The following is a 22,739-nucleotide window of genomic DNA, read 5'->3' on the forward strand; positions in this document are numbered from 1 at the left end:
GTCACTGGTGCAGACACAGACGCGGTGTACACGACGATGCCGCCCTCGGCGACGCTCGGCGTGGCTGTCAGGGAAACGGTGCTGGTATCGATAGTGTCAGTGACATCAGTCACAGCTGGCGCTGGATTGGTGACCAGGTTCTCGAAGTTGCCACCGTCCGCTTTGGTAATGGTGGTTTCGACTTTGCCAGCGTCTTTATAGACGTCATCGGCCGGTGCAGCCACGGTAGTGGAGCCAGAGGTGGCGCCAGCGGCAATGGTGATTACCGCGCCATTGCTCAAGGTCACGGTGACCGGCGTACCTGCCGCATTACTCAGTGTCGCGGTATAGACAATGGAGCCGCCTTCAGCCACGGAGTCGGTGGCCGAAAGGCTCAGTGTGGTTGTATCCGGAGTATCGGTAACGCTGGTTTCAGCGGGCTTGTCGCTGATCTCCAGCTTCTCGTAGTTACCGCCGTCGGCTTTGGTGATGGTGGTGCTCAGGGAGCTACCGCCAGCCAGGGCATCGTTCGGTGCGGTGAAGTTCACGCTGCCGGACGATTCGCCAACCGGAATAGTGATGGTCTGGCCATTGGACAGGGTCACCACAACCGGCGAACCGGTCACCGGAGCGGTGACCGAAGCGGTGTAAACGACAATACCGCCTTCGGCCACGCTTGGAGTCGCGGTCAACGAAACGGTGCTGGTATCGATAGTGTCGGTGATGTCAGTCACAGCAGGAGCTGGATTGGTAACCAGGTTTTCGAAGTTGCCGCCGTCCGCTTTGGTGATAGTGACTTCAACCTTGCCGGCGTCCTTATAGACGTCATCAGCAGGTGCAGCGACGGTGACGGAACCTGTGGTTTTACCGGCCTCAATGGTGATAACTGCACCGTTGGACAGGGTCACGGTGACGGGAGTACCGGCAGCGTTGGTCAAGGTAGCGGTGTAAACAATCGAGCCGCCCTCGGCCACAGTATCGGTAGCGGTCACGCTGAGGGTGGTGGTGTCTGGTGTATCGGTAACCGAGGTTTCAGCCGGCTTGTCGTTGATCTCCAGCTTCTCGTAATTACCACCGTCAGCCTTGGTGATGGTGGTGCTCAGGGAGCTGCCGCCAGCCAGTGCATCGTTAGGCGCGGTGAAGTTCACAGTGCCGGAGGACTCACCGACTGGAATGGTGATGGTCTGGCCATTGGACAGGGTTACTACGACTGGCGAACCAGTGACTGGTGCAGACACCGAAGCGGTGTAAACGACAATACCGCCTTCGGCCACGCTCGGCGTGGCGGTCAACGAAACGGTGCTGGTATCGATAGTGTCGGTGACGTCAGTCACAGCAGGAGCTGGATTGGTAACCAGGTTCTCGAAGTTGCCACCGTCAGCCTTGGTGATAGTGACTTCAACCTTACCGGCGTCTTTATAGACGTCATCGGCTGGGGCCGCGACGGTGGTGGTGCCGGAGGTGGCACCTGCTGCGATGGTGATCACCGCACCGTTGCTCAAGGTCACGGTGACGGGGGTGCCAGCAGCATTGGTCAAGGTCGCGGTGTAAACTATCGAACCACCTTCGGCCACCGAGTCGGTAGCGCTCAAGCTCAGAGTGGTGGTGTCTGGTGTATCGGTAACCGAGGTTTCAGCCGGCTTATCGTTGATCTCCAGCTTCTCGTAATTACCGCCGTCCGCTTTGGTGATGGTGGTACTCAGGGAGCTGCCGCCAGCCAGTGCGTCGTTGGGCGCAGTGAAGTTCACTGTGCCGGAGGACTCGCCAACCGGAATGGTGATGGTCTGGCCATTGGATAAGGTCACCACAACTGGTGAACCGGTCACAGGTGCCGAAACCGAAGCGGTGTAAACGACAATGCCGCCTTCCGCGACGCTTGGCGTAGCGGTCAGGCTGACAGTCGAAGTATCGATAGTGTCGGTGACGTCAGTCACAGCAGGAGCTGGATTGGTGACCAGGTTCTCGAAATTGCCACCGTCAGCCTTGGTGATAGTGACTTCAACCTTACCGGCGTCTTTATAGACGTCATCGGCTGGGGCCGCGACGGTGGTGGTGCCGGAGGTGGCACCCGCTGCGATGGTGATTACCGCACCGTTGGAGAGGGTCACGGTCACTGGTGTGCCAGCAGCATTGGTCAGCGTGGCGGTGTAAACGATGGACCCGCCCTCAGCCACGGTATCGGTGGCCGTTACGCTCAGAGTCGTGGTGTCTGGTGTATCGGTAACCGAGGTTTCAGCTGGTTTGTCATTGATCTCCAGCTTCTCGTAATTACCACCGTCAGCTTTGGTAATGGTGGTGCTCAGAGAGCTGCCGCCTGCCAGAGCATCATTGGGTGCAGTGAAGTTCACCGAACCATGGCTTTCGCCAACTGGAATAGTGATGGTCTGGCCATTGGACAAGGTCACCACAACTGGCGAACCGGTCACTGGTGCAGACACAGACGCGGTGTACACGACGATGCCGCCCTCGGCGACGCTCGGCGTGGCTGTCAGGGAAACGGTGCTGGTATCGATAGTGTCAGTGACATCAGTCACAGCTGGCGCTGGATTGGTGACCAGGTTTTCGAAGTTGCCACCGTCCGCTTTGGTGATGGTGACTTCAACCTTGCCGGCGTCCTTATAGACGTCATCAGCAGGTGCAGCGACGGTGACGGAACCTGTGGTTTTACCGGCCTCAATGGTGATGACTGCACCGTTGCTCAAGGTCACGGTGACGGGGGTGCCAGCAGCATTGGTCAAGGTCGCGGTGTAAACAATCGAGCCGCCCTCAGCCACTGTATCGGTAGCGGTTACGCTCAGAGTCGTGGTGTCTGGTGTATCGGTAACCGAGGTTTCAGCAGGCTTGTCGTTGATCTCCAGCTTCTCGTAATTACCGCCGTCCGCTTTGGTGATGGTGGTGCTCAGGGAACTGCCGCCAGCCAGTGCGTCGTTTGGCGCGGTGAAGTTCACAGTGCCGGAGGATTCACCAACCGGGATGGTGATGGTTTGACCGTTGGACAAGGTCACCACAACTGGCGAACCGGTCACAGGTGCGGATACCGAAGCGGTGTAAACGACGATGCCGCCTTCGGCGACGCTTGGCGTAGCGGTCAGGCTGACAGTCGACGTGTCGATAGTGTCAGTCACATCGGTGACCGCAGGAGCTGGGTTGGTAACTAGATTCTCGAAGTTGCCACCGTCAGCCTTGGTGATGGTGACTTCAACCTTGCCGGCGTCCTTATAGACATCATCAGCAGGTGCAGCGACGGTAGCGGTACCGGAAGTGGCGCCCGCTGCGATGGTGATTACCGCACCGTTGGAGAGGGTCACGGTGACGGGAGTGCCAGCAGCATTGGTCAGCGTGGCGGTGTAAACGATGGAACCGCCCTCAGCCACGGTATCGGTGGCCGTTACGCTCAGCGTCGTGGTGTCCGGCGTATCGGTAACGCTGGTTTCAGCCGGCTTGTCGTTGATCTCCAGCTTCTCGTAATTACCACCGTCAGCCTTGGTGATGGTGGTGCTCAAGGAGCTACCGCCAGCCAGTGCATCGTTAGGCGCGGTGAAGTTCACGGTGCCGGAGGACTCGCCAACCGGAATGGTGATGGTCTGGCCGTTGGACAGGGTCACTACGACCGGGGAACCGGTGACAGGTGCAGACACTGAAGCGGTGTACACCACGATGCCGCCTTCAGCGACGCTTGGCGTAGCGGTCAGGCTGACAGTCGAAGTATCGATAGTGTCAGTCACATCGGTGACCGCTGGCGCTGGATTGGTGACCAGGTTCTCGAAATTGCCACCGTCAGCCTTGGTGATAGTGACTTCAACCTTACCGGCGTCTTTATAGACGTCATCGGCTGGGGCCGCGACGGTGGTGGTGCCGGAAGTGGCACCTGCTGCGATGGTGATCACGGCACCGTTGCTCAAGGTCACGGTGACGGGAGTACCGGCAGCGTTGGTCAAGGTAGCGGTGTAAACAATCGAGCCGCCCTCAGCCACAATATCGGTAGCGGTCACGCTGAGGGTGGTGGTGTCTGGTGTATCGGTAACCGAGGTTTCAGCCGGCTTGTCGTTGATCTCCAGCTTCTCGTAATTACCACCGTCAGCTTTGGTAATGGTGGTGCTCAAGGAGCTGCCGCCTGCCAGGGCGTCGTTTGGCGCGGTGAAATTCACGGTGCCGGAGGACTCGCCAACCGGGATGGTGATGGTTTGACCGTTGGACAAGGTCACCACAACTGGCGAACCGGTCACAGGTGCAGATACCGAAGCGGTGTAAACGACGATGCCGCCTTCAGCGACGCTTGGAGTCGCGGTCAACGAAACGGTGCTGGTATCGATAGTGTCGGTGACGTCAGTCACAGCAGGAGCTGGGTTGGTAACCAGGTTCTCGAAATTGCCACCGTCAGCCTTGGTGATAGTGACTTCAACCTTACCGGCGTCTTTATAGACGTCATCGGCTGGGGCCGCGACGGTGGTGGTGCCGGAAGTGGCACCTGCTGCGATGGTGATCACGGCACCGTTGCTCAAGGTCACGGTGACGGGAGTACCGGCAGCGTTGGTCAAGTTAGCGGTGTAAACAATCGAGCCGCCCTCAGCCACAGTATCGGTAGCGGTCACGCTGAGGGTGGTGGTGTCTGGTGTATCGGTAACCGAGGTTTCAGCTGGTTTGTCATTGATCTCCAGCTTCTCGTAATTACCACCGTCAGCTTTGGTGATGGTGGTGCTCAGGGAGCTACCGCCAGCCAGTGCATCGTTGGGCGCGGTGAAGTTCACGGTGCCGGACGATTCACCAACCGGAATGGTGATGGTCTGGCCGTTGGACAGGGTTACTACGACTGGCGAACCAGTGACTGGTGCAGACACCGAAGCGGTGTAAACGACGATGCCGCCTTCAGCGACGCTTGGAGTCGCGGTCAACGAAACGGTGCTGGTATCGATAGTGTCGGTGACGTCAGTCACAGCAGGAGCAGGGTTGGTAACCAGGTTCTCGAAGTTGCCACCGTCCGCTTTGGTGATAGTGACTTCAACCTTGCCTGCATCTTTATAGACGTCATCGGCTGGGGCCGCGACGGTGGCAGTGCCGGATGTGGCGCCGGCGGCGATGGTGATCACCGCGCCATTGGACAGGGTGACGGTCAACGGCGTACCGGCCGGGTTGGTCAAGGTCGCGGTATAGACGATGGAGCCGCCCTCGGCCACGGTGCCGGTGGCCGACAGGCTCAGGCCGGTGTCGTCGATCGTGTCGGTGACCGTGGTGACCGCTTTGTCGGCGCTCGGCTGCAGGTTCTCGAAGTTGCCGCCTTCGGCTTTGGTTATGCCGACCTCGATGGTGCTGCCGTTCTTGTAGACGTCATTGGCCGGAGCCGCTACGTCGACCGAGCCGCTGGACTTGCCCGCTTCAATGGTGATCACCGCGCCGTTGGACAGGGTGATGGTCACAGGCGTCTGTGCCGGATTGGTCAGGTTGGCGGTGTAGGTGATCTGCCCGCCTTCGGAGACGCTGGCATCGGCGGTCAGGGTGACGGTGGTGGTGTCGATGGTGTCGGTGATCTGAGTCACCGCCGGAGTGGGATCTACCGTGACCACCAGGCCGCTGCCGCCGGTGGTGCCGGTTACGCTCACACTGATCTGACCAGGGTCGATATAGACGTTGTCCTGGGGCGCCAGAGGGACTTGCACGCTGCCAGTGGTCTGGCCTGCGCTGATCACGATGACCGCGCCATTGGACAGGGTGACGGTCAGGTCGGTCAGCGGAGCCTGGGTCAGGGTGGCGGTGTACACCAGCACACCACCGGCCTCGGTAATGGTCGGAGTGGCGCCCAGGGTCAGGGTTGCCGGGCGCAGCGAATCACTGCCGTTGCCGTTGGTGGTGGCCAGGCCGTTGTTGGTCAGTCCACCAAGGTTGTTGTCCACGGCCGAGGTGGCTTGACCCAAGCCGGCCGTCGGGAAGCCGATGGTCGGGTCTACCCGGGCTGCGGTTTCTTCCAACTGGACGAAGCTGTGGCCGCCGCCCGCGGCGCCTCCGGTGCCGGCAGCGGTCGGGCCGGCTGCGGTGGCTTCCATATCGGTGGTCGGGTCGGCACCGGCGGCGATCGCCTGCTGCAACTCTGCCACCGAAGGGGCGGCTTGCGCGCTGGCCTGAGCCAGATCGGTGCCGGAATCCGGCGCGGCGCCGCTCCACTGAGTGTCACGACCAAGATCGAGTGTGCGCCCGTCGGTCAATTCCAGGGTGACCGCACCGGCCGGGCCGGTATCGACCTGGTCACCCACGAACAGGCGGTCGCCTTCGATGAGTACGCGCCGGATTCCTTCCGGGGAAACTACGAAAACCTGACCGACAATGCTTTTGACGATGGCAACAACACTGCTCATTGGGGACTCTCCGATGTACCGCTTAATCGACTTCCATGTACCGGCTTGGGCTCGGGCCGCAACTCAGTCAGGAGGTACATTGCTGTGTAATTGAAAACGGGTATTTGACAGTATAGCTGTCAATATATTGGCTAGTTTTTTTCGAAATTAACTTTATGCCAAACTATTGACCTTATGGGTGCCATCCTAAACAATCGCTGAATTAATGTCACATTGATATTCGTGCAGTAACCTGACTTGAAGTATGTGAACCAGTTCTTAGTTTGAACTTTCCGACGGACGGTCGTTAATGGTTGTAATCAATCAATGTGGCGCCACGTTTTGACGTGTTTCTGGACATGCTGTCCGAGGGAAATTTCTATCATGCGTTTTCACCTGTTAAAGGCCCTGCCGTTCGCCTTGGCCGCGAGTTTCGTGCAGGCACAGACACTCCCCGAAGCCATGCAGAAAGCACTGGATGTGCACCCGGAAATTCAAGCCGGGGTCAACAGCCGTCTAGCCGCTGACTATCAACTCAAAGCCGCCAAAGGTGGCTATCTGCCACGTGTCGACATGCTCGCCGGCTATGGTCGCGAGGGTACCGATAACCCCAGTACTCGTGCGGGTACTGGCAGCAATCACTGGGAGACGCTGAATCGCGGAGAGTCAAGTTTACGTCTCCAGCAGATGGTTTTTGACGGTTTTGCCACGTCCAGTGAAGTTGGGCGTCAACAAGCCACCGTCAATTCCCGGGCCTATTCCCTGCTCGGCACCTCCGAGCGCACGGCGTTGACCGTCGCCCAGGTGTACCTGGACGTGCTGACCCGCCGTCAATTCGTACAGTTGGCAGAAGACAATCTGCGCAATCACGAACGCATCTACGACCAGATCAAGCTGCGCACCCAGCGTGGCGTGGGCAGCGGCGCCGACCTCGATCAGGCCGAAGCGCGCATGGCCCAGGCCCGCAACAACCTGATCACCGAGCAGACCAACCTGGCCGACGCCCAGACCAACTACCTGAGTGCGGTAGGGCAGATGCCGGATCAGTTGGAGCGTCCTGCCAGTTTTATGGCGATGATGCCGGCCAACCTCGATGAGGCCCGCCGCCAGATGCTGGAAAACAGCCCGATCCTGCGCTCCGCCGAATCCGACATCGTGGCTGCCGAGAAGCAGTACGACGCCGCCAAGTCGGCGTTCTACCCACGTTTCGACGCGGAGCTGGGCCGTACTGCAGACAACGACCTGGACGGCCAGAACGGCCACAACAATGAATGGCAGGCCATGCTGCGCATGCGCTTCAATCTGTTCGCCGGCGGCAGCAACAAGGCCGACCTGGAGTCCAAGGCCTACCAGTCGAACCAGGCCCTGGATATCCGCAACAACGCCCTGCGGGTGCTGAACGAAGAACTGGGCCTGGCCTGGAACGCCTTGAACAATGCCAACGCCCAGGTGCCGATCGCCCAGCAATATGTTGATCGCAGCACTGCGGTGCGCACCGCCTATCAGAAGCAGTTCAGCCTGGGCGAACGTACCCTGCTGGACTTGCTCGACAGCGAAAACGAGTTGTTCACCGCGTCCCGGCGTTTGGCCGAGATCAAGAACATTCAGTTATTTACTCAGTATCGAATCAAGGCGACCATGGGCGAGTTGCTCAAGAGCCAGGGAGTGGTCGCACCTATGGCTTCCGTCGTGCAGAACGATGCGAAGCCCAAGGTCCAGCTGCCTGGGATGAATTGAGCTATTTTCATCCAACAGCCAGCCAAGAGTGTCCAGCGTGGAATCAGAAGCCAGTCGAGCGCAATTCAGTCATGATCCACGCGGTATGCATGACGACCCCTTGCTGGATGGATTGCTGACCCTTTGTTTCCTGCATCAAAAGCCCGCGAGTGCGGCAATGCTGACCACCGGTCTGCCATTGCCGTCACAGCGCCTGAGCGCCGAGTTGCTGCCCCGCGCAGCGGCCCGGGCGGGGCTGCAGGGGCGCGTGTTGCGCCGCAAGCTCGAGCAGATTCCGAGCATCGCCATGCCCGCCCTGTTGTTGCTCAAGGACGGTCGCAGCGCCGTGCTCCTGGGCTGGCAAGGTGAAGACCAGGCGCGCCTGCTGCTCAGCGAGAGCGATGGCGGCGAGGTGTGCGTCGATCGCCAATTGGTGGCCGAGGACTACAGCGGGCGGGTGTTCTTCGCCCAGCCCCAGCACAAGTTCGACGTCAACCACGGTTCGCTGATTCCCCGGGCCCGCTCCTGGTTCCGCGACACCCTCAAGCGCTCGCGCTGGCTGTATGCCGACGCCATCGCCGCCAGCCTGTTGATCAACATCATCGCCATGGCCGCGCCGCTGTTCGTGATGAACGTCTACGACCGGGTGGTGCCCAACCAGGCCACCTCGACCCTGTGGGTGCTGTCCATCGGCATCATGGGCGCCTATATCTTCGACCTGATCCTCAAGAGCCTGCGCAGCCTGTGCCTGGATCTGGCAGGGAAAAAGACCGACCTGATCATTTCCGCCACGCTGTTCGAGCGCATCGTCGGCATGGCCATGAAGTACCGCCCGGCCCGGGTCGGCAGCTTCGCCCAGAACATCCATGAGTTTCAGAGCCTGCGGGACTTCCTCGCGTCCCTGACCCTCACCAGCCTCATCGACCTGCCCTTCACCCTGCTGATCTTCCTGGTGATCGCCATCCTTGGCGGCCACCTGGTGTGGATCCCGGTGCTGGCCTTCCCGATTGCCCTGGGCATCGGCTACGCCTTGCAGAAGCCCCTGGTGGCGACCATGGAAAAAACCATGGCCCTGGGCGCCGAGCGCCAGTCGAGCCTGATCGAAACCCTGGCCGGGCTGGACGCCGTGAAGGTCAACAACGCCGAGAGCGAGCGTCAGTACCAGTGGGAGCAGACCATCGGCACCCTCAGCCGTCTGGAGCTGCGGGTGAAGATGCTCTCCAGCCTGGCGATGAACATCACCTTGCTGATCCAGCAACTGGCCGGGGTGACCATGATCGTCTTCGGTGTGTACCAGATCATCGACGGCAACCTCAGCATGGGCGGCCTGATCGCCTGCTACATGCTCAGCGGCCGGGCCCTGAGCCCGCTGGCTTCGCTGTCCGGCTTGCTGACCCGTTACCAGCAGGCGCGCGTCACCATGACCTCGGTGGACCAGATGATGGAGCTGCCCCAGGAGCGCAATTTCGATGAGCGCCCCCTGAGCCGCAGCGTGCTGCAGGGCGCTATCGAATGCCGGCTGCTGAATTTCACCTACCCGGGGCAGCAGAACCCGGCGCTGAAGAACATCAACCTGGTGATCAAGCCGGGCGAGAAGGTCGGCATCATCGGCCGCAGCGGCTCCGGCAAGAGCTCCCTGGCCAAGCTGCTGGTGGGGCTCTACCAGCCTGACTCCGGGGCCTTGCTGGTGGATGGTGTGGACATCCGCCAGATCGACGTCAGCGAATTGCGCCACAACATCGGCTACGTGCCCCAGGACATCCAACTGCTGGCCGGCACCCTGCGTGACAACCTGACCTCCGGTGCCCGTTACGTCGAAGACGAACTGGTGCTGCAAGCCTCCGAACTGGCAGGAGTGCATGAATTCGCCCGGCTGCATCCACAGGGCTATGAACTGCAGGTCGGCGAGCGCGGGCAAAACCTCTCCGGTGGTCAGCGCCAGAACGTCGCCCTGGCCCGTGCCCTGCTGCTCAATCCGCAGGTCCTGCTGCTCGACGAGCCCACCAGCGCCATGGACAACACCGGCGAAGAGCGCCTCAAGCAGCGCCTGGAGTCGGTGGTGCAGAACAAGACCGTGGTCCTGGTGACGCACCGGGCGTCGCTGTTGTCCCTGGTGGACCGGTTGTTGGTGGTGGACCGTGGACAGATCCTGGCCGATGGCCCGAAAGCGGTGGTGATGGAAGCGTTGAAGAAGGGGCAGATCAGTGTTGCTTAAGCCGGGATTCAAGGACTCGATCCGCCGCTATTTCAAAGGCAGCGATTCCCTCAAGGGGCAGCCACTGCCCGAAGTCAACAAGGCCCTGATCGAGGATGCGCCGCGGGTCATTCGCCTGACCATCTGGGGCATCATCGCCTTCTTCCTGTTCCTGCTGCTGTGGGCCAACTTCGCGGTGATCGACGAAGTGACCAAGGGCGAGGGCAAGGCCATTCCGTCGTCCAAGGTGCAGAAGATCCAGAACCTGGAGGGCGGGATCGTCTCCGAGCTGTACGTCAAGGAAGGCCAGGTGGTGGAGGCCGGTGCGCCGCTGATTCGCCTGGACGACACGCGCTTCCAGTCCAACGTCGGCGAAACCGAGACCGTGCGCCTGTCGATGCTGCTGCGGGTCGAGCGCCTGAGCGCCGAAGTGGATGAGCGCGAACTGAACTTCCCCGCCGACGCGGTCAAGGAAGCGCCCGGCCAGGCGGCCAGCGAAAAATCCCTGTACCAGAGCCGTCGCCAGCAACTGCATGACGAAATCGGCGGCCTTCAGGAACAGCTGATCCAGAAGCAGCAGGAACTGCGCGAGTTCACCTCCAAGCAGGCCCAATACCGCCAGCAACTGGGCCTGCAGCGCCAGGAAATCGCCATGTCCGAGCCCCTGGTGGCCCAGGGCGCGGTGTCGCCGGTGGAAGTGCTGCGGCTCAAGCGCGCCGAAGTGGAAACCCGTGGCCAGCTGGACGCCACCACCCTGGCCATTCCCCGTGCCGAGTCGGCGATCAAGGAAGTGCAGCGCAAGATCGATGAAACCCGCGGCAAGTTCCGCAGCGAAGCCCTGACCCAACTCAACGAGGCGCGCACCGAACTGAACAAGGCCAGCGCCACCGGCAAGGCCCTGGAAGACCGGGTCAGCCGGACCCTGGTGACCTCGCCGGTGCGCGGTATCGTCAAGCAGCTGATGGTCAACACCATCGGCGGGGTGATCCAGCCGGGCAGCGACATGGTGGAAATCGTGCCGCTGGACGACACCCTGCTGGTGGAAGCCAAGATCCGTCCCCAGGACATCGCCTTCCTGCACCCGGGGCAGGAAGCGGTGGTCAAGTTCAGCGCCTATGACTACACCATCTATGGCGGTCTCAAGGCCCGCCTGGAGCAGATCGGCGCCGACACCATCACCGACGAAGACAAGAAGACCACCTACTACATGATCAAGCTGCGCACCGACCGCAGCCACCTGGGCACCGATGAGAAACCGCTGCTGATCATCCCCGGGATGGTGGCCTCGGTGGACATCATCACCGGCAAGAAAAGCATCCTCAGCTACCTGCTCAAGCCGATCATCCGCGCCCGCGCCGAAGCCCTGCACGAGCGCTGATACCGGGTAAAGGCCTTGTAGGAGCTGGCTTGCCAGCGAAGGGGCCCGTGAGAGCGCCTTCGCCGGCAAGCCGGCTCCTGCAGTTCGTCCCATCGAACCGTCGACAGCGCAGCGTCCCCAGGCATCGCGTCGCCCGATTCAACATATCGTTATTCACTAACGGTATTTAAATTCGATTTCTTATACCTATAAAGTCGACTCCCTGCGTACCTGCCGACCAATCGGCGCGCCGCACGAAATGAACCCACACGGGATCTCCGTGAGTTTCTGATCGACGCGCGCGCCCTTGGCGCGCCTGCGCGGGAGTTTCAGTCATGTCTGCATCAGCCAGTGCCGCGCCCATCGCCGCACAAGCCTTCGAAATCCGTCCATTCAACGACGCTGTCGGCGCCGAAATCATCGGCCTGGACCTGTCCCGGCCGGTCAACGACCAGGACTTCGCCCGCATCCATCGCGCCCACCTGGATCATCATGTGGTGGTGTTCCGCGACCAGCGCATCAGCCCCGAACAACAGATCGCCTTCAGCCGTCGCTTCGGTGTGCTGCAGATCCATGTGCTCAAGCAGTTCCTGCTGGCCGGGCACCCGGAAATCCTCATCGTTTCCAACATCATCGAGAACGGCCAGTCCATCGGCCTGGGAGATGCCGGCAAGTTCTGGCACTCGGACCTGTCCTACAAGGAACTGCCAAGCCTGGGCTCGATGCTGCACGCCCAGGAACTGCCGGCCGAAGGCGGCGACACCCTGTTCGCCGACATGCACAAGGCCTGGGACAACCTGCCCGAGGCGCTGCGCAAGGCGGTCGAGGGCCGCAGTGCCGCGCATTCCTACACGGCGCGCTACAGCGAGACCAAGTTCGAGGGCAACTGGCGTCCGACCCTGACCCCGGAGCAACTGGCCCAGGTCGCCGAGGTGGTGCACCCGATCGTCCGCACCCACCCGGAAAACGGCCGCAAGGCGTTGTTTGTCAGCGAAGGCTTCACCACCCGCATCATCGGCCTGCCGGAGGACGAAAGTGCCCAGGTGCTGGCCGAGCTGTACGCCCACAGCGTGCTGCCGGACAACGTCTACCGCCATCAATGGCAGCCCCATGACCTGGTGTTCTGGGACAACCGCTCGCTGATCCACCTGGCCGCCGGTTGCCCGAGCCACCTGCGCCGCAAGCTGTATCGCACCACCATCCAGGGCGACGCCCCTTACTGATCGGCCGGCACGGCAGGAGAATCACCATGTCCTTATCCATTCCCTTCATTCCCCGTCTCGGCAAACTGGCCACGGCCGTTGGCCTGGGTTTCAGCCTGCTGGCCGGCAGCCTGGTGGCGCCCGCAGCCGCCCAGGCCGAAGGCCAGATCCGCATCGCCGAACAGTTCGGCATCGTCTACCTGTTGCTCAACGTGGTACGCGACCAGAACCTGATCGAAAAACACGGCAAGCAAGAGGGCATCGACATCCAGGTCGACTGGACCCAGCTGTCCGGTGGCGCAGCGGTCAACGACGCCTTGCTGTCGGGCTCCATCGACATTGCCGGGGCCGGCGTCGGCCCGCTGCTGACCATCTGGGATCGCACCCACGGCCGACAGAACGTCAAGGCCGTGGCCTCCCTGGGTAACTTCCCCTACTACCTGGTGAGCAACAATCCCCAGGTCAAGACCATCGCCGACTTCACCGAGAAGGACCGCATCGCGGTGCCGGCGGTGGGGGTCTCGGTGCAGTCGCGCTTCCTGCAATACGCCGCGGCCAAGCAGTGGGGCGACCAGGAATTCAATCGCCTGGACAAATACACCATCGCCGTACCGCACCCGGACGCCACGGCGGCGCTGATTGCCGGTGGCACCGAGCTGACCGGGCACTTCTCCAACCCGCCGTTCCAGGACCAGGCCCTGGAGAACCCCAACGTGCACGTGGTGCTCAACACCTACGACCTCTTGGGCCCGAACTCGCCGACGGTGCTGTTCGCCACCGAGAAATTCCGCAACGACAACCCCAAGACCTACAAGGCCTTCGTCGAAGCCCTGGCCGAGGCGGCCGAGTTCGCCCAGAACGACAAGGGCGCGGCCGCCGATACCTACATCCGCGTGACCAAGGCCAAGATCGACCGCGCCGCCTTGCTCAAGATCATCGACAACCCGCAGTTCGAATTCAGCGTGACGCCGAAAAACACCTATCCGCTGGCAGAGTTCCTGTACCGGGTCGGCGCCATCAAGAACAAGCCGCAATCGTGGAAGGACTACTTCTTCCAGGACGCCAAGCCGCTGCAAGGGAGCTGATAGCCATGAATGCCCCCTTGCCAGGCCACACGGCCAGCAACTCCACCGCCACCGCCGAAGCGCTGCTGGCGGTGGATCGAGTCAGTTTGGAATACCGCACCCCGCAGCGCGTGGTGCGGGCCACCCACCAGGTCAGTTTTGAAATCGATCCGGCTGATCGTTTTGTCCTGCTGGGGCCTTCGGGCTGCGGCAAGTCGACCCTGCTCAAGGCCGTGGCCGGGTTCATCCAGCCCTGCGAGGGCGAGATCCGCCTGCAAGGCCAGCGCGTCAGCCAGCCCGGGCCGGACCGCATCGTGGTGTTTCAGGAGTTCGACCAGTTGCCGCCCTGGAAAACCGTGAAGCAGAACGTGATGTTTCCCCTGCTGGCGTCGAACACCCTCGGCCGTCGCGCAGCCGAGGAGCGCGCCCTGCATTACCTGGAGAAAGTCGGACTGGCGGCCTTTGCCGATGCCTACCCGCACACACTGTCCGGTGGCATGAAGGCCCGGGTGGCGATCGCCCGGGCCCTGGCCATGCAGCCGAAGATCCTGCTGATGGACGAACCCTTCGCCGCCCTCGACGCCCTGACCCGGCGCAAGATGCAGGAAGAGTTGCTGCTGCTCTGGGAAGAGGTGCGCTTCACCTTGCTGTTCGTCACCCACTCCATCGAGGAGGCACTGGTGGTGGGCAACCGCATCCTCTTGCTGTCGCCGCATCCGGGGCGGGTGCGGGCGGAGGTCCACAGCCACCAGTACGACCTGCAAAGCCTCGGTGGTGTGGACTTTCAGCAGACCGCGCGGCGTATCCACCGTCTGCTGTTCGATGAAGGCCAATCGCCGGAAACTGAAACCGAGCTGGATTTCGCCGATATCCGCATTGCCTATTGAGCCGTCAGGCCACCGTTGAACGAGGAACGCCCGATGAGCCATTCATCTCCCGCGCGCGAAGAATACGAAGTTGTCCTGCAGCCCCTGTTGCAAGTCCCCCTGGAACGGGAACTGCCCCTGGCCCAGCGACTCTGGCAACAGGGCTGGCTGCGCAAGGGCCTGATCCTGGTCCTGCTGGCGCTGCTCTGGGAAGCCGTGGCCCGCTACCAGAACAACGACCTGCTGCTGCCGAGTTTCCTGCAGACCGCCAGCGCGCTTTACCAGGGCCTGCTCAGCGGCGAATTGCTGGGCAAGGTGGGCATTTCCCTGGTGGTGCTGCTCAAGGGCTACCTCATCGGCATTGTCCTGGCCTTTGCCCTGACCACTCTGGCGGTGTCGACTCAGTTCGGCCGCGACCTGCTGAGCACCCTGACCTCGATTTTCAACCCGTTGCCGGCCATTGCCCTGTTGCCCCTGGCACTGCTGTGGTTCGGCCTGGGGCAGAACAGCCTGATCTTCGTGCTGGTGCATTCGGTGCTCTGGGCCCTGGCCCTGAACACTTACGCCGGGTTTCTCGGCGTCTCGGAAACCCTGCGCATGGCCGGGCGCAACTACGGCCTCAAGGGCCTGCGCCTGGTGCTGTTCATCCTGATCCCGGCGGCGCTGCCGTCGATCCTTGCCGGGTTGAAGATCGGCTGGGCCTTCGCCTGGCGCACCCTGATCGCCGCCGAACTGGTGTTCGGCGCCACCAGCGGCAAGGGCGGCCTGGGCTGGTACATCTTCCAGAACCGCAACGAGCTGTACACCGACAAGGTATTTGCCGGGCTGGCGGTGGTGATCCTCATCGGCCTGCTGGTGGAGAACCTGATCTTCGACACCCTGGAGCGGATCACGGTGAAACGCTGGGGCATGCAGCGCTGAGCTGCCTCGTCCGCCAGAACCACCCCCGACCGTAGGAGCTGGCTTGCCAGCGAAGGCGTCCTCAAGGGCGATGCAAGGTTCGAGGGCCCATTCGCCGGCAAGTCGGCTCCTACGCGGCTAGTGGGTTCATGGGTCAGGATTGATCTCCCTCATTTTCCTCGGCGCCAAGCCTGCTAGCATTGCGTCCGGATCAATCCTGATCAGCCATGAGTGCTCAGCATGCAACTTCCGGACATGAACCTTCTGGTGGCCCTCGACGCCCTGCTCGACGAGGGCAGCGTGGTCGGCGCGGCGCGGCGCATGAACCTCAGCCCGGCGGCCATGAGCCGGACCCTGACGCGAATTCGCGACGCCCTGGGCGACCCGGTGCTGGTGCGCGCCGGGCGCGGCCTGGTGCCCACCCCCAAGGCGCTGGAGCTGCGCAGCCAGGTGCGTGATCTGGTGGAGCAGGCGGCGCTGCTGTTTCGCTCGGCGGATCAGGTCGACCTGCTGGCGTTGCGCCGGCGCTTCAACGTGCGCGCCAACGACTTTTTCATCGGTGTCTACGGCGGACGCCTGATCGACACGCTGGAGCGGCAGGCGCCGTTGTGCGAACTGCGTTTCGTGCCCGAAGGCGACGGCGACGACGAGGCCCTGCGCGAAGGGCGGATCGATTTGCGCATCAGCAACACCCGGCCGCTGACCCCGGAAGTGAAGGTGCAGAACCTGTTCACCACCGCCTTTGTCGGCCTGGTGAGGGAAGACCATCCGCTGCTCGATGACGAGATCACCGCCGAGCGCTTTGCCGCGTTCCCCCATATCAGCATGTCGCGCCGCGGCATTGCCCGCGGACCGATCGACGTGGCCCTGGCGGAGCAGGGCCTGGAGCGGCGGGTATCGCTGATTGCCCCGAGCTTTCATGCGGCCATGTTCATGCTGCCGGATTCGGACCTGATCCTGCCGGTGCCCCAGGAAACCCTGCTCAGTGTTTCGCGCCTGGGCTTGCGCCTGCGTTCGTTCGTGCTGCCGATTTCTCTACCGACCCTGGTCCTGACCCAGGCCTGGCACCCGCGCTACGACAAGGATCCGGCGCACAAATGGTTCCGTGAAACCCTGCGCAGTTCCTGCCAGGCCACCTGGCGTGAAGCCCAGCCAGCCGCCTCGTAGGAGCCGGCTTGCCGGCGAATGCGTTCTTGAGGCCCCTTCGCTGGCAAGCCAAGGCCTGCGATCAATAGCTCTAATCGTTGCGTCTGGCGCACTTATAACCTGTCGATAAGTCAATTTTCGTCAGTACTGGCTGTTCATAAACTGCTCTGGTTTTCTTGTCTGGAGCAGTACTTCCATGAGTTCCCTCGCTGTCGCTGCGCCTGCTTCGGTTGAAGCCGCCAGCAAGCCGGCAGCCATTGCCCCACCGCTGTTCGGACCGCGAATCATCATCGGCCTGGTGGGGGTGCTGCTGGCGGTGCTGGTTTCCGGTCTGAACGAGATGGTGACCAAGATCGCCCTGGCAGATATCCGCGGTGCGTTGTTCATCGGATTCGACGAGGGCACCTGGCTGGTGGCGTGCTACACCGCTACTTCTGTGGCGGCCATGGCCTTTGCGCCCTGGTGTTCGGTGACCTTTTCCCTGCGCCGTTTCACCCTGTTTGCCATTGCGCTGTTCACCCTGCTGGGGGTGCTGTGTCCCTTCGCCCCGAACTACGAAAGCCTGTTGCTGCTGCGCACCCTGCAAGGCCTGGCCGGGGGCGCGCTGCCGCCGATGCTGATGACCGTGGCCCTGCGCTTCCTGCCGGCCAACGTCAAGCTCTACGGCCTGGCCGGCTACGCCCTGACCGCCACCTTCGGCCCCAGCCTGGGCACGCCCCTGGCGGCGCTCTGGACCGAATACGTGGGTTGGCAGTGGGCCTTCTGGCAAGTGGTGGCGCCCTGCCTGCTGGCGATGGCGGCGGTGGCCTACGGCCTGCCTCAGGATCCGCTGCGTCTGGAGCGCTTGAAACAGTTCAATTGGCGGGGCCTGCTGCTGGGCTTCCCGGCGATCTGCATGCTGGTGATCGGCACCCTTCAGGGCAATCGCCTGGACTGGTTCCAGTCGCCTTTGATCAGCGGGCTGCTGGGGGGCGGGCTGGTGCTGCTGGTGCTGTTTCTGATCAACGAATGGACGCAGCCGGTTCCCTTTTTCAAGCTGCAGATGCTCGGCATCCGCAACCTGTCCTTCGCCTTGCTGACCCTGGCCGGGGTGCTGGTGGTGCTGACCGCGGTGATCATCATCCCCTCTGCCTACCTGACCCAGGTCCAGGGCTATCGCCCATTGCAGACGGCGCCGGTGATGCTGGTGATGGCCCTGCCGCAACTGCTGGCGCTGCCCCTGGTGGCGGCCCTGTGCAACCTGCGCTGGGTGGATTGCCGCTGGGTGCTGGGGATCGGCCTGGGCATGCTGGTGCTGTCCTGCCTGGGCGGCACGCACCTGACCGCGGCCTGGATTCGCGACGACTTCTATGTGCTGCAACTGCTGCAGATCTTCGGTCAGCCCATGGCGGTGCTGCCGTTGCTGATGCTTTCCACCGGCAGCATCACCCCGCTGGATGGTCCCTTTGCCTCGGCCTGGTTCAACACCGTGAAAGGCCTGGCGGCGGTGATCGCTACCGGGGTGCTGGATGTGCTGACCACCCACCGCCTGCATTTCCACTCGACGATGCTGGTGGACAGCCTGGGCAACTCGCCCCTGGTGGACGACCGGCTGGCCGGGCTGGCCCAGCGCCTGCACCAGCAAGCCGTGGTGCTGACGTCCGCCGATCTCTACTTCTGCATGGCGGGAGTGGCCGCTGCGCTGATCCTGCTGATTTTCTGGATGCCGACGCGGATCTATCCACCGCGGGCAGCCACTTGAACGAGAAGGTTTTTATGACGATCCAGAGCAAAGACAAAATCGCCATCACCGTGGTGGCGGTGGCCGCCCTCGGTGCGCTGGCCTATGTGGCCGCGCCGGGCCTGTTCGGCCGTGGCAGCGAACAGAGCACCAACGATGCCTTCATCGCCGCCGACTACACCCTGGTGGCGCCGCGGGTGGCCGGGTTCATCAAGGAGGTGCTGGTGGAGGACAACCAGCAGGTCAAGGCCGGGCAACTGCTGGCGCTGATCGACGACCGCGACCTGCGGGCCGCAGCCCAGGCGGCGGATGCCGAAACCCTGGTGGCCCAGGCCCAGTTGCAGAATGCCCGGGCGACCCTGGACCGGCAGAGCTCGGTGATTGCCCAGGCCCAGGCGGCCTTGAGCGCGGCCCAGGCCGAGCGCGCCTTTGCCGAGCATGAGTTGAACCGCTACAACCACCTGGCCGGGGTCGGCGCCGGCACGGTGCAGAATGCCCAGCAAGCCAGGACCCGCATCGACCAGGCCAACGCTCGCTTGGCCACCGCCACCGCGGCCCTGGCGGCGGAGCGCAAGCAGGTGGAGATCCTCACGGCCCAGCGCGACGCCGCCGAAGGTGGCCTGAAGCGGGCCCAGGCAGCCCTGGAAATGGCCAGCTACGAGCTGTCCTACACCCGCATCGTGGCACCGGTGGACGGCATGGTCGGCGAGCGCGCGGTACGGGTCGGCGCCTATGTCACTCCGGGCAGCAAGATCCTCGCTGTGGTGCCCTTGCAGCAGGCCTACGTGCTGGCCAACTTCCAGGAAACCCAGCTGACCGCCATGCACGCTGGGCAGAGGGTCGAGGTGCGGGTCGACAGCCTGGGTGGTGAAACCCTGCATGGCCGGGTCGAGAGTCTGGCCCCGGCCACCGGTGTGACCTTCGCCGCGGTGAAACCGGACAATGCCACCGGCAACTTCACCAAGGTGGTGCAGCGCATTCCGGTGAAAATTGTCCTGGAGCCCAACCAGCCCATGGCCGAGCGCCTGCGGGTCGGCATGTCGGTGGAGGCCAGCGTCGACACCCACAGCTCGGCCACCAATGCGCGCGAGGTGACCCAGCGATGAGCACCTTACGCCGCCAGTACACAGGCTTCTCGTGGCGAGGGAGCTTGCTCCCGCTGGGTAGCGCAGCTACCCCGGAACCGCTCGCCGCGGTGGCCCAGGCCGCCGACCAAGGCTGCCTGGCGAGTGCTCCGCACTCGAACTGGAGCAAGCTCCCTGGCCACGGGCTCCGCACCCTGCTGGCGCTGAGCCTGCTGGCACTGGCCGCCTGCAACGTCGGTCCGGATTTCCAGCGGCCCCGGGCGACCCAGGTCCAGGCCTGGTCGGTGCCTGCGCAAGGCGCCGCCAGCCGGGCGGTGGACAGCCCCATACAGGAGCACTGGTGGGAGGTGTTCAACGATCCGCAACTGTCGGCCCTGAGTCGGCGGGCCCTGAGCGACAACCTAGACCTGCAGCTGGCCAGCAGTCGCCTGCAACAGAGCCGGGCGGCACGTCAGGTGATCAGCGCCGAGCGCTACCCGAGCACCTCCGCCAATGGCGGCTACGCACGCAAACGCAACAGCGCCGAAGGCCTGAACGACCCTTCGGGGAACAGCGGCAAGTCGGCGTTCAATCTCTGGGAAGCGGGTTTCTCCGCGGCTTGGGAGCTGGATCTGTGGGGCCGGGTCCGGCGCGAAGCCGAGGCCGCCGACGCGACCCTGGAGGCGGCGGAAAACGATCGCCGCGGGGTGCTGCTGTCGGTGCTGGCGGAAGTCGCCCAGGACTACATTCAGTTGCGCGGTGTACAGAACATCCTGGCCGTCACCGAGCAGAACCTGGAGGTTGCCCGGCACAGCCTGAAGCTCTCGCAATTGCGCCTGGCCGATGGCGTGGCCACCGACCTTGACGTGGCCGAGGCCGCCGCCCAGGTCGCCACCATCGAGGCGCAACGGCCTGCGCTGCAACAGCGTCAGGCGCAGTTGATCAATGCCCTGAGCCTGCTGCTCGGGGAGCCGCCCCAGGCCCTGCACCAGCAGCTGGCCAGCGCCGCACCCGTGCCGCAGCCGCCGTCTCGTGTGGCTATCGGCCTGCCTTCGCAACTGGCCGAGCGACGCCCGGATATCCGTCAGGCCGAGGCCCGGCTGCACGCGGCCACGGCCAGCATCGGCGTGGCCAAGGGCGATTTCTATCCGCGGATTACCCTGTCCGGCAACGTTGGCTCCCAGGCCCTGCAACTGGCGGATTTCGGCACCTGGGGTTCGCGCCAGTTCGGCATCGGGCCGCAGTTCAGCCTGCCGCTGTTCGACGCTGGTCGCCTGCGGGGCATGCTCCAGTTGCGCGAGGCCCAGCAGCAGGAAGCGGCCCTGGCCTACCAGCAGACCGTGCTGCGGGCCTGGCATGAAATCGACGACCAGCTGACCCGCTACAACGCCAGCCAGTTGCGGCGCGACAGCCTGGCCGAGGCGGTGCGGCAGAACCAGATTGCCCTGCGTACCGCGCAGCAGCAGTACGTCGAGGGCGTGGTGGATTTCGTCAACGTCCTGACCGTGCAGGGCGCCTTGCTGGCCACCCAGGAGCAGTGGGTGGAAAGCTCCGCCGGGGTGTCCCTGGCCATGGTCGGGCTGTACAAGGCGCTGGGCGGCGGCTGGGAGTCGGTGTACCCGTTGCAGGTCGCCAGCCAACCGCACTGAAAAGCGTTTTGCCTGGATTGAGAAAAAAGTGTAATGATAATTGCTCTCAATCATGTGCGCAGTTTCATTCATGCCAGCCACCACTGACGGCAACGCTCAGCTCCATCGTCTGTATCAGGATCACCACGGCTGGTTGCAGGGCTGGTTGCGCAAGCGCCTGGGCGATCGCGAGCATGCGGCGGATGTGGCGCAGGACACTTTTCTGCGCCTGCTGCTGTCGGGACGCTTTCCCGGGCAGCAGGAAAGCCGCAGTTACCTGGCGCAGATCGCGCGCAATCTGGTGATCGACCAGTGGCGCCGCGCGCGCATCGAGCGCGCCTACCTGGACAGCATCGCCCACTTGCCGGAGCCGCAGACCCCTTCCCTGGAAAGCCGCGCGCTGATCCTGGAAACCCTGATGCAGATCGACACCATGCTCGATCGCATGCCGGACAAGGTGCGCCAGGCCTTTGTCATGTCGCAGTTCGAAGGTCTGGGTTATGCGCAAATCGCCGAGCGCCTGGAGGTGTCCGTCAGTTCGGTGCAGAAGTACATGACCCGCGCGATCCAGGCCTGCTATCAGGTGCTCTACGCAGAATGAAAGCCCATCAGGCCCCCATTGCCCCCAGCATCGTCGAGCAGGCCAGCGAGTGGCTGATGCTGCATTGGGGCGGCCAATTGAGCCCGCAGCAGCGCGCGGCCTTCGAGGCCTGGCAACAGGCTGATCCCGAGCACCTGCGGGCCTGGCAACGCTTGCAGCAATTGCAGCAGACCTTGCAAGGCGTACCGGAGCAGGGCGCCCATGTGCTGCTGGCCAAGGCCCCGGACCGGCAGCGCCGGGCGGCGCTGAAGCTGCTCGGCTTGCTGCTGGTGGCGGGCGGCAGTGGCTATCTGCTGCAAGGCAGCCAGCCCTGGCGCGCGACCTTTGCCGGGGAGCGCAGCGCCACCGGGCAGGTGCGTCACCTGACCCTGAGCGACGGCAGTCGCCTGGACCTCAACAGCGCTAGCGCCGTCGATGTGCTGTTTACCGCCAGCGAACGGCGGATTCGCCTGATCGAGGGCGAGATCCTGCTCACCAGCGGGCATGACCCGTCGCGGCCGTTGATCGTTGAAACCGCCGCCGGCGATATCCAGGCCCTGGGTACGCGCTTTGCCGTGCGCGAGCTGGCGGGCGGCACCCGGGTCGATCTTTACCAGGGCGCGCTGCGGGTCAGCCCACGGCATGCCCAGGCCCTGCAACTCAAGGCCGGCGAGCGCCTGTGGTTCAGCGCTGAGCGGGTGGCCCCGCGGCAAGTGGCCGAGATCAACGCCAGCAGCTGGAGCGAGGGCCGGCTGATAGCCGAGCGCCAGCCCCTGGGGCAGTTCATCGCCGAGCTGGCGCGCTATCGACCAGGGGTGCTGCGCTGCGACGAGCAGGTGGCGGGCCTGTTGCTCACCGGCGTCTTTCCCCTGGCGGACAGTGACGCGGTGCTTGCGGCGCTGGAGCGTTCGTTGCCGGTGCGGGCGCACGCGGTGACGCGCTACTGGGTGACCCTCAAGCCACGCGCGTGAATAAAAATTCGCCAGGCCGTTGTCGG

At 63.3% G+C, this 22,739-nt stretch carries 14 protein-coding genes; 13 read left to right on the plus strand and 1 reads right to left on the minus strand.

Translation table 11 applies throughout. The features are described 5' to 3' along the window. The coding region (locus DNK59_RS05280; protein ID WP_146249882.1) for a retention module-containing protein at window positions 1–6,326 on the minus strand (6,326 nt) is incomplete at its 3' end. A gap of 363 nt (window positions 6,327–6,689) precedes the next feature. On the opposite strand from DNK59_RS05280, the gene DNK59_RS05285 reads away from it, so the two are divergent. The 13 genes from DNK59_RS05285 (at window position 6,690) to DNK59_RS05350 (ending at window position 22,713) form a co-directional block, all read left to right on the plus strand. After that, a complete protein-coding gene (locus tag DNK59_RS05285) occupies window positions 6,690–8,042 on the plus strand; it encodes a TolC family outer membrane protein (protein ID WP_060836916.1) in 1,353 nt (450 codons plus the stop codon). A gap of 37 nt (window positions 8,043–8,079) precedes the next feature. Beyond that, the gene (locus tag DNK59_RS05290; protein ID WP_110722500.1) at window positions 8,080–10,236 is read left to right on the plus strand and encodes a type I secretion system permease/ATPase; all 2,157 of its coding nucleotides are present in this window, start codon (window positions 8,080–8,082) and stop codon (window positions 10,234–10,236) included. Then, on the plus strand, window positions 10,226–11,593 hold the full coding sequence (locus tag DNK59_RS05295) for an HlyD family type I secretion periplasmic adaptor subunit (RefSeq protein WP_110722501.1): 1,368 nt from the start codon (window positions 10,226–10,228) through the stop codon (window positions 11,591–11,593). The genes DNK59_RS05290 and DNK59_RS05295 overlap by 11 nt, the downstream gene beginning before the upstream one ends. A gap of 314 nt (window positions 11,594–11,907) precedes the next feature. Then, on the plus strand, window positions 11,908–12,795 hold the full coding sequence (locus tag DNK59_RS05300; RefSeq protein WP_092318371.1) for a TauD/TfdA family dioxygenase: 888 nt from the start codon (window positions 11,908–11,910) through the stop codon (window positions 12,793–12,795). A gap of 26 nt (window positions 12,796–12,821) precedes the next feature. Further along, entirely contained in the window at window positions 12,822–13,859 is a 1,038-nt protein-coding gene (locus tag DNK59_RS05305; RefSeq protein ID WP_110722502.1) for an ABC transporter substrate-binding protein, read from the plus strand. A gap of 5 nt (window positions 13,860–13,864) precedes the next feature. Further along, window positions 13,865–14,725: an ABC transporter ATP-binding protein gene (locus DNK59_RS05310; protein ID WP_110722503.1), complete on the plus strand. Its 861-nt coding sequence runs from the start codon at window positions 13,865–13,867 to the stop codon at window positions 14,723–14,725. 33 nt (window positions 14,726–14,758) lie between these two features. Next, window positions 14,759–15,625: an ABC transporter permease gene (locus DNK59_RS05315; protein WP_110722504.1), complete on the plus strand. Its 867-nt coding sequence runs from the start codon at window positions 14,759–14,761 to the stop codon at window positions 15,623–15,625. 219 nt (window positions 15,626–15,844) lie between these two features. Beyond that, on the plus strand, window positions 15,845–16,771 hold the full coding sequence (locus DNK59_RS05325; RefSeq protein WP_110722505.1) for a LysR family transcriptional regulator: 927 nt from the start codon (window positions 15,845–15,847) through the stop codon (window positions 16,769–16,771). A gap of 175 nt (window positions 16,772–16,946) precedes the next feature. Further along, window positions 16,947–18,491, plus strand: a complete 1,545-nt coding sequence (locus DNK59_RS05330) for an MFS transporter (protein ID WP_110722506.1) — start codon at window positions 16,947–16,949, stop codon at window positions 18,489–18,491. 14 nt (window positions 18,492–18,505) lie between these two features. Then, the gene (locus DNK59_RS05335) at window positions 18,506–19,576 is read left to right on the plus strand and encodes an HlyD family secretion protein (RefSeq protein ID WP_110722507.1); all 1,071 of its coding nucleotides are present in this window, start codon (window positions 18,506–18,508) and stop codon (window positions 19,574–19,576) included. After that, complete coding sequence (locus DNK59_RS05340) at window positions 19,573–21,183, plus strand: efflux transporter outer membrane subunit (RefSeq protein ID WP_256596296.1); 1,611 nt, start codon at window positions 19,573–19,575, stop codon at window positions 21,181–21,183. Before DNK59_RS05335 ends, DNK59_RS05340 begins: the two co-directional genes overlap by 4 nt. A 70-nt stretch (window positions 21,184–21,253) precedes the next feature. Further along, a complete protein-coding gene (locus DNK59_RS05345; protein ID WP_110722508.1) occupies window positions 21,254–21,763 on the plus strand; it encodes a sigma-70 family RNA polymerase sigma factor in 510 nt (169 codons plus the stop codon). Next, the gene (locus tag DNK59_RS05350; RefSeq protein WP_110722509.1) at window positions 21,760–22,713 is read left to right on the plus strand and encodes a FecR domain-containing protein; all 954 of its coding nucleotides are present in this window, start codon (window positions 21,760–21,762) and stop codon (window positions 22,711–22,713) included. Before DNK59_RS05345 ends, DNK59_RS05350 begins: the two co-directional genes overlap by 4 nt. Window positions 22,714–22,739 lie beyond the last annotated feature (26 nt).

This window comes from Pseudomonas sp. TKO26, from assembly GCF_003225665.1.
Taxonomy (GTDB): domain Bacteria; phylum Pseudomonadota; class Gammaproteobacteria; order Pseudomonadales; family Pseudomonadaceae; genus Aquipseudomonas; species Aquipseudomonas saponiphila.

Coding starts and splice junctions, on each gene's coding strand:
- DNK59_RS05315 (WP_110722504.1), top strand. CDS start 14,759: ATGAGCCATTCATCTCCCGCGCGCGAAGAATACGAAGTTGTCCTGCAG.
- DNK59_RS05285 (WP_060836916.1), top strand. CDS start 6,690: ATGCGTTTTCACCTGTTAAAGGCCCTGCCGTTCGCCTTGGCCGCGAGT.
- DNK59_RS05300 (WP_092318371.1), top strand. CDS start 11,908: ATGTCTGCATCAGCCAGTGCCGCGCCCATCGCCGCACAAGCCTTCGAA.
- DNK59_RS05325 (WP_110722505.1), top strand. CDS start 15,845: ATGCAACTTCCGGACATGAACCTTCTGGTGGCCCTCGACGCCCTGCTC.
- DNK59_RS05350 (WP_110722509.1), top strand. CDS start 21,760: ATGAAAGCCCATCAGGCCCCCATTGCCCCCAGCATCGTCGAGCAGGCC.
- DNK59_RS05330 (WP_110722506.1), top strand. CDS start 16,947: ATGAGTTCCCTCGCTGTCGCTGCGCCTGCTTCGGTTGAAGCCGCCAGC.
- DNK59_RS05340 (WP_256596296.1), top strand. CDS start 19,573: ATGAGCACCTTACGCCGCCAGTACACAGGCTTCTCGTGGCGAGGGAGC.
- DNK59_RS05305 (WP_110722502.1), top strand. CDS start 12,822: ATGTCCTTATCCATTCCCTTCATTCCCCGTCTCGGCAAACTGGCCACG.
- DNK59_RS05345 (WP_110722508.1), top strand. CDS start 21,254: ATGCCAGCCACCACTGACGGCAACGCTCAGCTCCATCGTCTGTATCAG.
- DNK59_RS05310 (WP_110722503.1), top strand. CDS start 13,865: ATGAATGCCCCCTTGCCAGGCCACACGGCCAGCAACTCCACCGCCACC.
- DNK59_RS05335 (WP_110722507.1), top strand. CDS start 18,506: ATGACGATCCAGAGCAAAGACAAAATCGCCATCACCGTGGTGGCGGTG.